At 71.5% G+C, this 12,764-nt stretch carries 12 protein-coding genes and 1 tRNA gene; 3 read left to right on the forward strand and 10 right to left on the reverse strand.

The features are described from left to right. Nucleotides 1–4 precede the first annotated feature (4 nt). The 5 genes from HDA41_RS18925 to HDA41_RS18945 form a co-directional block, all read right to left on the reverse strand. Nucleotides 5–1,060: an ATP-binding SpoIIE family protein phosphatase gene (locus tag HDA41_RS18925; RefSeq protein WP_184985468.1), complete on the reverse strand. Its 1,056-nt coding sequence runs from the start codon at nucleotides 1,058–1,060 to the stop codon at nucleotides 5–7. Then, nucleotides 1,060–1,503 (reverse strand): anti-sigma regulatory factor, encoded by a 444-nt coding sequence (locus tag HDA41_RS18930; protein ID WP_184985470.1) that lies wholly within the window; start codon nucleotides 1,501–1,503, stop codon nucleotides 1,060–1,062. The genes HDA41_RS18925 and HDA41_RS18930 overlap by 1 nt, the downstream gene beginning before the upstream one ends. Next, entirely contained in the window at nucleotides 1,503–1,961 is a 459-nt protein-coding gene (locus tag HDA41_RS18935) for an STAS domain-containing protein (protein WP_230299732.1), read from the reverse strand. The genes HDA41_RS18930 and HDA41_RS18935 overlap by 1 nt, the downstream gene beginning before the upstream one ends. Further along, on the reverse strand, nucleotides 1,958–2,863 hold the full coding sequence (locus tag HDA41_RS18940; RefSeq protein ID WP_184985473.1) for an STAS domain-containing protein: 906 nt from the start codon (nucleotides 2,861–2,863) through the stop codon (nucleotides 1,958–1,960). Before HDA41_RS18940 ends, HDA41_RS18935 begins: the two co-directional genes overlap by 4 nt. Before the next feature lie 141 nt (nucleotides 2,864–3,004). Next, entirely contained in the window at nucleotides 3,005–4,165 is a 1,161-nt protein-coding gene (locus HDA41_RS18945; RefSeq protein ID WP_230299733.1) for a PP2C family protein-serine/threonine phosphatase, read from the reverse strand. A gap of 168 nt (nucleotides 4,166–4,333) precedes the next feature. Between HDA41_RS18945 and HDA41_RS18950 the strand changes: the two genes are divergently transcribed. From HDA41_RS18950 to HDA41_RS18960, 3 genes are all read left to right on the forward strand, one after another. Further along, complete coding sequence (locus tag HDA41_RS18950; protein WP_184985475.1) at nucleotides 4,334–4,828, forward strand: MarR family transcriptional regulator; 495 nt, start codon at nucleotides 4,334–4,336, stop codon at nucleotides 4,826–4,828. A 329-nt stretch (nucleotides 4,829–5,157) separates the two neighbouring features. Next, entirely contained in the window at nucleotides 5,158–6,018 is an 861-nt protein-coding gene (locus HDA41_RS18955; RefSeq protein WP_184985477.1) for an RNA polymerase sigma factor SigF, read from the forward strand. 500 nt (nucleotides 6,019–6,518) lie between these two features. Next, nucleotides 6,519–6,878, forward strand: coding sequence for a hypothetical protein (locus tag HDA41_RS18960; protein ID WP_184985479.1), 360 nt, complete (start codon nucleotides 6,519–6,521; stop codon nucleotides 6,876–6,878). Between the two features lie 125 nt (nucleotides 6,879–7,003). Here HDA41_RS18960 and HDA41_RS18965 read toward each other — a convergent pair whose 3' ends face one another. From HDA41_RS18965 to HDA41_RS18985, 5 genes are all read right to left on the reverse strand, one after another. Then, complete coding sequence (locus HDA41_RS18965; protein WP_184985481.1) at nucleotides 7,004–8,500, reverse strand: DEAD/DEAH box helicase; 1,497 nt, start codon at nucleotides 8,498–8,500, stop codon at nucleotides 7,004–7,006. A gap of 228 nt (nucleotides 8,501–8,728) precedes the next feature. Then, nucleotides 8,729–8,932: a cold-shock protein gene (locus HDA41_RS18970; RefSeq protein ID WP_184985483.1), complete on the reverse strand. Its 204-nt coding sequence runs from the start codon at nucleotides 8,930–8,932 to the stop codon at nucleotides 8,729–8,731. A 459-nt stretch (nucleotides 8,933–9,391) separates the two neighbouring features. Further along, nucleotides 9,392–9,464: transfer RNA gene (locus HDA41_RS18975), tRNA-Lys, on the reverse strand. Between the two features lie 184 nt (nucleotides 9,465–9,648). Next, a complete protein-coding gene (locus tag HDA41_RS18980) occupies nucleotides 9,649–11,874 on the reverse strand; it encodes a DEAD/DEAH box helicase (RefSeq protein WP_184985485.1) in 2,226 nt (741 codons plus the stop codon). Between the two features lie 311 nt (nucleotides 11,875–12,185). Then, complete coding sequence (locus HDA41_RS18985) at nucleotides 12,186–12,722, reverse strand: hypothetical protein (protein ID WP_184985488.1); 537 nt, start codon at nucleotides 12,720–12,722, stop codon at nucleotides 12,186–12,188. Nucleotides 12,723–12,764 lie beyond the last annotated feature (42 nt).

Here is a 12,764-nt window from a genome sequence, read left to right on the forward strand (position 1 = left end):
AAGGTCAGTGCCGACTCTCCCCGCCGCCGCCACCCAGCACCGCCACACACGTGTCGTCCCGCGCCGGACGAGCCGCACTGCCCGCGTCCCGGAGGACCACCGCGGCCACCACCGCCGGGTCGCAGCCGAGGAGCACGGCGTCCTCGGGTGGCGTCCAGCGGCCGGGCAGGCCGTCGCTGTGCAGCAGGATCAGGCTGTCGTCCTGCCACGGCTCGCGCTGCACGCTCACGGACGCCGGGGCCTGCGCGCCCACGATGCCGGGCTGGGACAGCATCGCCTTCCAGGTGCCGGCGGTGCGCAGGCGGGCGCCGACGTTGCCGATCCCGGCGAAGTGCAACCGCCCGGCTGCGAGGTCGAGTTGGGCCACGGCGACGGCCGCGCCCCGGGTGCGGCGCAGGGTCCGGCCCAGATGGCCCAGTATCTCGGCGGGCGGCCGGTCGGCCACGCCGCGCAGCGCGTCCACGGCGGCGCCGGACGCCTCGGCGGCCTTGTCCCCATGGCCGAGCCCGTCGGCGAGCAGCAGGGTCACGCGGTCGCCGGCGCACACCCGGCTCCAGGCGTCGCCGGAGTACTCGGCCCGGCCGAGGGGGACGTTGACGCCGCCTGCGCGCAGACCCCGCGGGGGCGTGCGATGCCGGTCGGCGGGGGGTTCGTGGTCGATGCGGGCCACGGCCACGGTGCCCCGGCCGGGGGCGCTGTGCAGGTCGAAGTCGTTCGCTATGCGCCGGCACGTGCCGAGGCCGGCGCCCAGGGAGGCGGCGGTGGTGTAGCCGTCGCGCATCGCCGCCGCGACGTCCGGGATGCCCGGGCCGTGGTCGAGCGCGACGAGCTGCACGGACAGGCGCCCGCCGTCGGCGGGTGCGCGCTCGACCAGGTTGATGACGACGTACCCGCCGTCCGCGTGCCGCACCAGGTTGGTCGCCAGCTCCGTCGCCACGAGCGCCGCGGTCGCGGTGCGGTGCGAGCCGAGTCCGGCGCACTCGCTGGCCGCCTCGGCCGCCACCCGGACGTCCCGCACCCGGGTCGAGTCGTCCACCGGCACGTCCCACACCCTGCTCATCACGACCCCGGCCGGGACGGCGGCACGACCGTGGCCCAGGCGGCGACGGTGACGGTGGTCCCCTCACCGGGCCGGCTGTCCACCTCGAACTCGTGGACCAGCCGCCTGGCCCCGCTCAGGCCGAGTCCGAGCCCGCCGCCGCTGGTGTAGCCGTCGGTCAGCGCCTGGTCCAGGTCGCGGATGCCGGGCCCGGCGTCGACGAAGGCCAGCCGCAGGCCGGGCGACGGCCCGCTGTCCAGTGGGGTGATCTCCACATGGCCACCGCCGCCGTGGACGAGGGTGTTGCGGGCCAGCTCGCTGGCGGCGGTGACGAGCTTGGTCTGCTGCACCAGGCCGAAGCCGAGCTCGGCGGCGGCCTGCCGGACCTGCTGCCGTACCCAGGCCAGGTCGGCGTCCGAGCCGATCGGCAGGGTGGCCGGGGCGGCGTGGCGGGAGGCCTGCATCACGGACTCCCCTCGTCCTGCGGCTCACCCGCGGTGAGCAGCTCCATCGCTCGTTCGACGTCCAGGGCCGTGCGCAGTCCGGGCAGGGTGAGCCCCAGCTCGACCAGGGTGATCGCCACCGCGGGGCGCATCCCGGCCAGCACCGTACGGGCGGCCAGCAGTCCGGCTCCGGCGGCGATCTCGGCGAGGACCCGCCCCAAGAAGGAGTCGACGATGTCCACGCCGGAGATGTCGATGACCACCCCGGTCACCCGGGTGTGCGCGACCCGTTCGGTGATGTCCTGCTGGAGCTGCTCGGCCATCCCGTCGTGCAGCTCCCCCTGGAGGGTCACCAGCAGGATGTCGCCCAGCTTCAGGACCGGCACCGTGAAGCCGTGCCCGCCCAAGGGTCCGGCGACCGGCGGCCCGGCGACCTGCGGCCCGAATCCCGCGGGCCCGTTCTCCGAGGGGCCGGTCATCGCGCGCCCGCGTCGGCCGCCCGGAGCGGTGCGATCTCGACGCCCTGCCGGCTGAGCGCGTAGGCCAGCGCGTCCGCCAGGCTCGCGCGGGTGAGCACCGTGCCGAGGTCGATCCCCAGATGGACGATGGTCTGCGCGATGGCGGGGCGGATGCCGGAGACGATGCACTCGGCGCCCATCAGCCGGGCCGCGGCGACGGTCTTCATCAGGTGCTGGGCGACCAGGGTGTCGACCGTGGGCACGCCGGTGATGTCGAGGATGGCGTACCGGGCGCGCTCGGCGACGATCGCGTCCAGCAGGTTCTCCATGACCACCTGGCTGCGCGCGCTGTCCAGCGTGCCGATCAGCGGTACGGCGACGGTGCTCTCCCAGAGTTTGATCACCGGGGTGGCCACTTCGTGCAGTTGCTCGCGCTGCCGTGCGATCACCTCCTCGCCCGCGCTGACCGTCGTCTCCAGCACGACCAGACGCAGCGTGCCCATCAGCACGGTGAGGGCCAGCACGCACTCCTGGGCCTCGGGGGCGTGCGGATCCGGGAACTCGGCCCGCAGCAGCTCGGTCACCGGCTCGCGCAGGGCGGCCACCTCGTCGGCGATCCCGTCCGCGCCGGTCCCCATGCGGGCGCGGGAGGCCGCCATCCGCCCCAGTTGGTCGCGCACCGCCTCGAATCCGGCGTCCCGGATGTCGTCCAGCCGTCCGGCTGCCGACACCGCGGCCAGCGCCGCCGCCACGGACCTGCCCGCCTCCACCGCCTCGTCGCGGGACACGGTGAAGACCGTGCGGAACAGCGCGGCGTCCGCCCACCGTTGGGCGATCTGCTCACGGCGGCGTTCGAGAAAGGCACTCACCCGCTGTGCGGCCGGCTCCCGGTCCGCGTTCTCTTCCGACACCGACACTTGCATCGCTCCCTTGCACGGGCAGGACCGAGGTCGCGCCAAGGCACCTCAGCCATTACTTGCCGTATGACAAACATTAGGGCCGGCGTACGGCCTGGCCAAGCAGCCGCTCATCCACGCCTCTCCGCCTGCGTCTTCCCCCGGCCCCTACCTCCCACGCCAGTCCAGGCACACCACCAGGGCGTCGTCGTCCGGGACGGGTCGGCCGCGGTGGCCGGACAGTTCGCGCAGGACGGCCCGGGGCACCTCGGCGGCCCGGAGCAGCCGGGTCGACTGGATCGCCCGGACCAGGGCGGAGTCCCCGTACGTCTCTCCGCCCGGGGAGGCGGCGCCGTACACCCCGTCGCTGACGAAGACCAGCCGGTCACCGGGCTCGACCCCGAACTCCTGGGCCACGTAGTCCGTCTCCTCGAACATGCCGAGCGGCAGCTGTGCGTCGAAGGGCACCCGCTCCACCGCACCCCGGCGCAACCGCAGCAGATGCGGGGAACCCGCGTCCACCGCCCGGACCCGCCCGGTGGCCAGCTCGATGTCCAGCATGAGCACGGACAGGTAGCAGCGGCCCCGGTAGTGGGCGTACACCGCCTGGTCGGCCAGTGCCGCCTGGTCGGCGATGGGGAGACCGGCCCGGCGTGCGTTGCGCAGGGCGTTGATCGCCAGGTTCGTCAGCAGGGAGGCCTCTATGCCCTCGCCCATGCCGTTGGTGACGTAGAGACTGAGCCGGTCGGCCGTGGCGGACCAGTCGAAGTTGTCACCGAAGATCGCGTACGCCGGTTCCAGCTGTGCGCCCAGCTCGTACTCGGGGCGGGCGCAGGAGCGGCCCGGCAGCAACTGCCACTGCATCTCGGCGGCCAGGGTGAGCCGGTCCCTGCGGCGGGCCTGGAGGTACACGTCGGTGTCCCGCTCGGCCACCACGACCTCGTGCCCGAGCACCTCGGCGATCTCGGCCAGTTCGCCGAGGCAGCCGTCGGCGTGCCCGCCGCCGGGCAGGGTCACCGTCAGCACGCCGAGGCGGTCGCCGCGCACGGTGACCGGCAGATGCGCCCGGACGAGGTCACCCGAAAGGGTCTCCACGTACGGCTCCTGCGCGCCGAAGGCCCGGCCCGCCGGGCTGTTGTGCACGGACACCGGCTGAAGGGTGTGCGGCGGCTCGGACACCGGCTGAAGCACCGTCAGTCCGTAGTCGGCCAGGTACAGCTCGACGGAGTCCGCCGCGTACTGATCGGTCAGTACGCGACGGACCGCGTCCAGCAGTTGATGGGGCGCCGCCGAGCGCAGGGCGCGCTCGGCGGTCACGAGTCTGTTCACGATCGTCGTCACGATGGTCGAAGCCCAATCCTTGAATGCTCGGTCGGACACCTACGGGGTTCTCGGGAACGGCCCTCGGCCCCGGGGCCTGCCGGCCCCGGTGCCGGTGTCGGCCCTGGCTCGCGGCACGCCTAGTACGCTGACGGCCATCCCGGTGCCTGCGAGAGTGTGACTGTGACTTCCCTCCGACCCCGCCCTGAGCCAGCAGAGGTCGCCCGTGTGACCTCCACGGCCGCGGAGTTGCTGGAAGTCCTCTGGGGCCGGGCCTCCACGGCACCCGCCTCGGCCTCCCAGTTGCGTGTACTGCTCATCCTGGAGCACCACGAGGGCATCAACCTGCGCACCCTCGCCGACTCCCTCGCCTCCACCCCGCCCTCGACCAGCCGGCTGTGCGACCGGCTCCAGGCGGCCGGGTTCGTCGAGCGCGTGGTGAGCGCTGCGGACCGGCGCGAGGTACGGCTGCACCTCAGCGGCCGGGGCCGCGCCTTCCTGGCGGACCTGCGCGTGCGCCGGGAACAGACGCTGCGCGCGGTGCTCGACCAGATGCCCGCCGCCAAGCGGGTCGCGCTGCTGCAGGGGCTGGAGGCTTTCTGCGAGGCGGCCGCGGCCCAGATGCACGACGACTCCGACGACTCGCGCGCGTCCGGTGACCGGACTGCCTGAACCGCCCGTCGAGGCACCGGGACAAACATTCCGGATCCTCCCCCGCACCCGCGCGGCACGGCTAGATTGTTGTCTCACGACTATAATTGTCAAACGACAACTGTCTGCTCCACGAGTCCCTTTGCCCATTCCTGCACGCCGCACGCCCAACCCTCCTCCCCGCACCCTGAGCCATCCGTGCGGGTACCCCGTCACCGCCCCGGCCTGCGCCGACTGTGGTCAACATCTCGACGGGGAGAACGCGGGGCATGAGCCGGGTGACTGCGGGTAGCGGCCTGGAGGTGGCCTGTCGGGGGATGGGAGCGGGCCGGAGCTACGAGGGAGGGCCCGTGACGGCGACAACGCGCATCGGTACGACGACGGATTCCGGCACCGACACCGGTGAGGAGCTGCCGCAGATCGCCGAACCGCACAAGCTCGCCCCGCAGGACGCGCGCGAGCTGACCGGACAGTTCCTCGGCCGGCTCGCCGTGCTGGAGGAGGGCACGCCCGAATACCAGTACGCGCGCAACACGCTCATCGAGATGAACATGTCGCTGGTGCGGTTCGCGGCCCGCCGGTTCCGCGCGAGCGGCCAGGCGATGGAGGACGTCGTCCAGGTCGGTGTGATCGGGCTGATCAAGGCCATCGACCGGTTCGAGGTCTCCCGCGAGATCCAGTTCACCAGCTTCGCGGTGCCCTACATCATCGGCGAGATCAAGCGGTTCTTCCGCGACACGTCCTGGGCCGTGCACGTCCCGCGCCGCCTTCAGGAGGCCCGTACGGAACTCGCCAAGGCCACCGAGGAACTGTCCTCCCGCCTCGGCCGCGCACCGAAGGTCGCGGAGCTGGCGGCGCTGATGAACCTCTCGGAGGAGGAGGTCGTCGAGGCCCAGGTCGCGGCGAACGGCTACGTTTCCTCGTCCCTGGACGCCGCGATCAGCGGCGACTCGGAGGAAACCGACACCACGCTCTCCGAGTTCATCGGCGAGGAGGACCCGGCGCTCGAACTCGTCGAGGACTTCCACGCGCTGGCCCCCCTGGTCGCCGAACTCGACGAGCGCCAGCGCCTCATCCTCCACCTCCGCTTCGTCGAGGAACGCACCCAGGCGGAGATCGGCAAGCAGCTCGGCATCTCCCAGATGCATGTCTCCCGGCTGATCTCCCGGACGGTGGCCCGCCTGCGGTCGGGGATGCTGGCGACGGGCTAGAGCGCATGGAGGGGCCTTGGTGCCGTGCGGCACCAAGGCCCCGAAGGAACTGCAACACCATCTGCCGGCCCTAGTGCTGCGCCGGCCTTCTGCTTCCGCACAGCCGCCCGATTACTCCGACGGGCGTGCGGGAATCGCGGATGCGTGCGCTCGACTCCTCCGTTCTTCCCTCTGAACCGATCACTTGCCGAACGGGGACGGCGGCCCCTCAGCACTGCGGGCCACCCGGTCCGGTCGTCAGTCCCGTCGCCTCGTGGAACAACCTGGCTTCGACACTCCACCACCGGACCGTCACGCGGGTACTGCGGCCCGGCAGTTCGTGTCTGCCGGGCCTTGCTCGATCTCGGCTACGAGAGAAACCATAATTACGCGATCACCGAATGTCTACTCCGGCGAGTGGAGATTTTGGTGGGCTCGGCGATGAGGTATCCCCTGCGCTCCTCAGTCAGGATCGGACGGCCCAAGCCGCCCGGACCGGCCGGGGCATAGAATCCGATCTCATGCCGAAGCCTGACGAGCTGATCGTTGACATCGCCGCCCGTGTGGAGTCCGGGCAGAGCACTCAGATGTCCCTGACCGTGGTCACCGGTGGCGCTGTCATCACCGGTCGCCTGGCTCCCGAAGCCGTGTGGAGGCGAAGGGTGTCGGAAGTGCTGAAGGACTCCTCCCACTTGGTCGAGTTCTCCGCCGTGTTCGACACCCCCGCGAAGAAGGACGGGCCGCCCACGCACCTGCACTTCCATGTGGCCCGGATCCTGCAGGGCACGGTGGGAATCCCGGAGACGGGCGGGATGTACCGCGTCGCGATCGAGGACGTCAGTGCCTGGACCGTGGGCGACTTCAGCTACTCCGACCACTGACCCACCGCCGTGCCCGGAGCGGCACGGCACGCAGTGAGGGCCCTACCGGCGCGCGCCGGTAGGGCCCTCACTGCTGTGTTCGACTTCGGCCCCGCGGTCAGCGGCGCGGCGAAGGGTCCGGCGCTCTAAGCCACCGCGCCGACCGTGTTCTGCCGTCCGGAAGCGCGACGGGCCGCCGAAGCGGGGCTGCGCCGCCCGCGTGACGTGGCGCTGCGCTTCTTGGGTCGTTCGACCACCGGTGCCTTGATGACGACCGGGATGCCGGAGGGGGCCTGGGCACCGGTGATGCGCTGCAGAGCCTCTTCGCCGGCGCGGACCTGGGTGGTCTGCGGGACGATGCCGGCCGCTGCCATGAGGCGGGTCATGTCGCGGCGCTGGTTCGGGGTGACCAGGGTGACGACACTGCCGGACTCGCCCGCGCGGGCGGTCCTGCCGCCGCGGTGGAGGTAGTCCTTGTGGTCGGTCGGCGGGTCGACGTTGACGACGAGGTCCAGGTTGTCGACGTGGATGCCGCGCGCCGCGACATTGGTCGCCACCAGCACGTTGACGTGCCCGGTCTTGAACTGCGCCAGCGTGCGGGTGCGCTGCGGCTGCGACTTCCCGCCGTGCAGGGCGGCGGCCCGTACCCCGCTGTTCAGGAGATGCTCGGTGAGGCGGTCGACGGCGTGCTTGGTGTCGAGGAACATGATCACCCGGCCGTCGCGTGCGGCGATCTCGGTGGTGGCAGTGTGCTTGTCGGCTCCGTGGACGTGCAGCACGTGGTGCTCCATCGTCGTGACCGCGCCGGCCGAGGGGTCGACGGAGTGAACCACCGGGTCCGTCAGATAGCGGCGCACGAGCAGGTCGACGTTGCGGTCGAGGGTGGCGGAGAACAGCATGCGCTGGCCCTCGGGGCGGACCTGGTCGAGCAGGGCGGTGACCTGCGGCATGAAGCCCATGTCGGCCATCTGGTCGGCCTCGTCGAGGACGGTGATGGAGACCTGGTTCAGCCGGCAGTCGCCGCGGTCGATGAGGTCCTTGAGGCGTCCCGGTGTGGCGACGACGATCTCCGCACCGCCGCGCAGCGCGCTCGCCTGCCTGCCGATCGACATCCCGCCCACCACCGTGGCCAGCCGCAGCTTCAGGGAACGGGCGTACGGGGTGAGCGCGTCGGTGACCTGCTGCGCCAGCTCACGCGTCGGTACGAGGATCAGCCCCAGCGGCTGCCTGGCCTCGGCGCGCTGCCCCGCCGTACGGGCCAGCAGCGCCAGCCCGAAGGCGAGAGTCTTGCCCGACCCGGTGCGGCCACGGCCCAGGACGTCCCGGCCCACAAGGGAGTTCGGCAGGGTCGCGGCCTGGATCGGGAACGGTTCGCTCACACCTTGCGAGCCGAGCGCGGCCAGCAGCTCCGCGGGCATGTCGAGATCGGCGAAGGCCTCCACGGCGGGAAGCGCGGGGGTGATCGTCTTGGGGAGGGCGAACTCCCCCTGGATCGCGGCGGGTCGGCGGCCGTAACCACCGGAGCGGCTCGGCCCGCCGGACCGGCGCGGGGCCGACGAGCCGAATCGGCTGCCACCCTTTCCGGAGTCGGCACTGCCGTTACGGGTGCGGGGGAAGCGGTCGTTCGTGCGTGTGCGGTTCATGCGGAACCTTCCTCGATGCGGCACATATCAAGGAATTCCCACAGCGATGAGCGGCACGGAGAATTGCAAGAATGGGCCGATAGAACGTGAAAGCGAAGCCGGCCGGCGGAAAATATGCGCGGGCGCAGGCGTTGAAATGTCGGCGCAACAGGGGCGCCTGGGAAATGCGAGCAGCTGGGGTCCGCACCCCGAGGGATGCGGGCCCCAGCTGCAAAATGCGCGTCAGTGTCAGGCGGCAACGATGTTCTCGGCCGTCGGGCCCTTCTGGCCCTGCGCGATGTCGAAGGTCACCTTCTGGCCCTCGAGCAGCTCGCGGAAGCCCTGGGCGGCGATGTTCGAGTAGTGGGCGAACACGTCAGCGCCGCCACCGTCCTGCTCGATGAAGCCGAAGCCCTTTTCCGCGTTGAACCACTTCACGGTACCAGTAGCCATGTCATATCTCCTTTGGGGCAGTGCATAGGGATCCGCACAGCGCGGACCCCATGTCGCCGCGATGATCACCCCGCCCGGAAAAACGACCGGAAATACAAAAGTGCCCCCAGCGGCCCGGAGGCCGACGGAGAGCACTTGAAGTTTCGGGAACCACAACTGCAACTGAGATCGACAGTAGCACGCCGCAGCGGCCTGTGTGCGGTGAAGAATCCCACCCCAGTTATTACGGCAGAGAATCTGTCTGCGCGTTCCGTTGAAATCTCAGCTCGCCGGCACAGTTATTGTGAGTCCCGGTCTGCCGCACCCCGGCAGCCGGGCCACCCACGGTGTCGTGCGGGAGCCCGCCCGCGAGGTCGGCACCACCCCGCGCCGCCCGACCGCGAGGAAGCCGCCACGCCGCGGTCGACGTGAGACGACAGGACCCCAGCTCAGACGATGTCCGAGCTGGGGTCCTCCAGGTAGGCCCTGTGGGACTCGAACCCACAACCAATGGATTAAAAGTCCACTGCTCTGCCAATTGAGCTAAGGGCCCAGGCGATGTTGCCCCCACGAGCATAGCCGGACGAAGCCGAGTCTCCGATCGGGTATCGGTTCTCGGCCGTGCCGGAGGGCGGAACCGGCCCTGTGGCGGCCGTAGTTCCACCCGTACGGACGGAACGGCGGAGCGCCGCGGCCCGCCCGCAGGAGGGGGCCACGGCGCTCGTCACGCGTCTGTGTCAGCTGTTGCGCTTCCAGCGCGGCTTGTCCTCGCGGCGGCCGACGGAACCGCCGCCACGGTGGTCGTCACGACGGCCGTAGGGACGCTCGTGGCCGCCGGCACGGTAGCCCGGACGGTCGTCCCGGCGGTCGCGGTTGAAGGGACGGTCGCTGCCGCGGTGCCCACCGCGCTCGTCCCGGCGGAAGCCGCCGCGGTCACGGTCGCGGTTGAACCCGCCACGGTCGTCACGACGCTCGAAGGAACGGCCACCACTGTCGTCACGACGCTCGAAGGGACGCCCTCCGCGGTCGTCGCGACGCTCGAAGGACCGGCCACCGCGGTCGTCACGACGCTCGAAGGGACGCCCGCCGCGGTCGTCACGACGCTCGAACGAACGCCCGCCGCGGTCACCCTGGTCGGCCCGGTCGTCCCGGCGGAAGCCGCCACGGTCACGGTCGCGGTCGAACGAACGGCCACCACGGTCACGATCCCGGTCACGGTCCCGGTTGAACCCACCGCGGTCGTCACGACGCTCGAAGGACCGGCCACCGCGGTCGTCACGACGCTCGAAGGACCGGCCACCGCGGTCGTCACGACGCTCGGACGAACGCCCGCCACGGTCGTCACGACGCTCGAAGGAACGGCCACCGCGGTCCCGGTCGAAGGACCGGTCCCGGTCGGCGTACCGGTCACGGCCGGATCCGCCGCGCTCCTCGCGCCGCTCCCGCCGCTCGTACGGCGCGGGAGCCTCGGTGCGCTCCTCGCGCTCGACGTCCTGCGCGGTCCGCTGCTCAGGCACCGAGATCTCGACGCCGGCCGGAGCCTCCGCAGAGGCCTCGGACACCGCCGCCTGCGGCTCCTCACCGCACTCCCGGGCGACCCGCGCGAGCAGCCGGTCGGACTCCTCACGCAGCTCGTTCGCACGCCGCTGCGCCCGCTCCAGCTCCTTGGTGAGCTGGGCGACCTCGCGCTCGGCCTGCTGCGCGGCGTTGCCCACGGACTCGGCCTGGACCTCGGTCATCGACCGGGCACCGGTGATCTCGGCGACCTCCGGGTCGAAGGCCGCGCCGCCCTGGATGATGTGGCGCGTGGCGTCGACGCCCGCGTCCTCCATCAGCCGGAAGATCTGGCGCCGCTGGTGCGGCAGGGACAGGGACACGACCGTGCCCGTCCGGCCGGCTCGCGCCGTACGGCCCGCGCGGTGCAGGTAGTCCTTGTGGTCGCCTGCCGGGTCCACGTTCAGCACCAGGTCGATGCCGTCGACATGGATACCGCGCGCCGCGACGTCGGTCGCGACGAGCACGTTGACGTACCCGTCCTTGAAGTCGGCCAGGGTCCGCGTCCGCGCGCCCTGCGTCATGCCGCCGTGCAGCGCGTCGGCCTTCACACCGGAGTCGCGCAGCTGCTCGGCGACGCGGTCGGCGCCCAGCTGGGTACGGACGAAGATGATCGTGCGGCCCTTGCGGGAGGCGATGGCCGCGGTGACCGGCGCCTTGTCCTTGGGCTTCACGATGAGGATGTGGTGCGACATGGTCGTCACCGCGCCCTGGGCGGCGTCCACCTCGTGGTGGACCGGGTCCTTCAGGTACCGGTCGACGAGGGTCTTGATCTCGTTCTCCATGGTCGCGGAGAACAGCATCCGCTGACCGCCCGCGGGGATCTGGTCCAGCAGCTCCGTCACCTCGGGCAGGAAGCCCAGGTCGGACATCTGGTCGGCCTCGTCGAGGACGGCGATCTGCACGTTCTCCAGCGAGCAGGCGCCGCGGTTGATGATGTCGCGCAGCCGGCCCGGGGTGGCGACCAGGACGTCGACGCCCTTCTCCAGGGCGTAGATCTGGTTGCCCATGGACGTACCGCCGCAGACGACCTTCATCTTGAGGCCGAGGACGTCGCCGTAGGGCTGGAGCGCGTCGGCGACCTGCATGGCGAGTTCACGCGTCGGCGTGAGGATGACGGCCCGCGGCTTGTGCTTCTCGGTCCGGCCGCCGGCGAGCGTGGCCAGGGTCGGCAGACCGAAGGAGAGGGTCTTGCCGGAGCCGGTGCGGCCACGGCCGAGGATGTCCTTGCCGAGCAGGGCGTCCGGGATGGTCGCGGCCTGGATCGGGAAGGGGGTGGTCACGCCGTTCTGCGCGAGCTTGCGGACGACGCCCTCGGGGAGACCGAGGTCGGCGAAAGTGGCCTCGGGGGCGACGTCGGCTGCCTCGTTCTCGGGCACGACGACGTGATCAGTACTGGTGATGGACATGCGAATGCGAAACCTTCCGGAGTCTCGTCGGCACGCGCCCGTCAACTCCGTGATTCGCGATTCGCAATACGACCGCCTCAATGCGGTCCACCACGGCAAGGGAGAGAGTACGCGCCACACGGCGCGCTCTGCGGTGGCGCCGGGCAAGATGGGATCAAACGATCTGCCACCATACGCACTCCGGGCCCCGCAAGGCAAACCGGACTGCGCAGGAGACAGCGGGCTGCTCTCCGACGGCCGGAAAGCCTCCCGACCGCTCCCAACCAACCTCCGGCCGGAAATGTTCCCGCCGCACCGGCGCACTCCCGTCCCTACGCCGGCGACCCCGCCTCCGGCGCCGGTTCCCGCTGGGCCAGCTGCGGACCCGGCGGCTCGTGCGCCGACGACGACGGCTCCGGCTTCTCCGTGGGCTCCGGCGAGGTCGTCACCTCGGTCGGCGTCGGTGTGGGCTCGGGTTCGGCCGACCGGGTGGACGTCGGCGGAACCGGCGGCTTCGGCATCGGCTTGGCCGGCTTCCCCGGCTTGTCGCGCCCCGGCGCGGGCGCGCTCACCACGGCGGACGGCGACGCCCCGGGAGTCGCCGACTCCCCCGCACCACGGCGCTTGCCCTTCTCGCCCTTCTTGCCCTTGCCGCGCCCGCGCTCGCCGTCGGCCGCCGTCGCACCGAGCCCGCCGCCGCCCGACACCGCCGAGCCGCCGTCGGGCGCCTCGCCACCCCGCTGTCCGGCGGAGTGCGACGGCTTGACGCTCCCGCCCGCGCCGTCGTCGCCGACGCTCATGCAGCCGGCGGCAGCGGCGACGGCCACGACCGTGGCGGCCAGACGGACGGGTACGTACAAGGGGCGCACGGGGCCACCTCCGAGAAGGGTGAGGGAGTCAACACCTCCAAC

It is taken from the genome of Streptomyces caelestis, from assembly GCF_014205255.1.
GTDB lineage: Bacteria > Actinomycetota > Actinomycetes > Streptomycetales > Streptomycetaceae > Streptomyces > Streptomyces caelestis.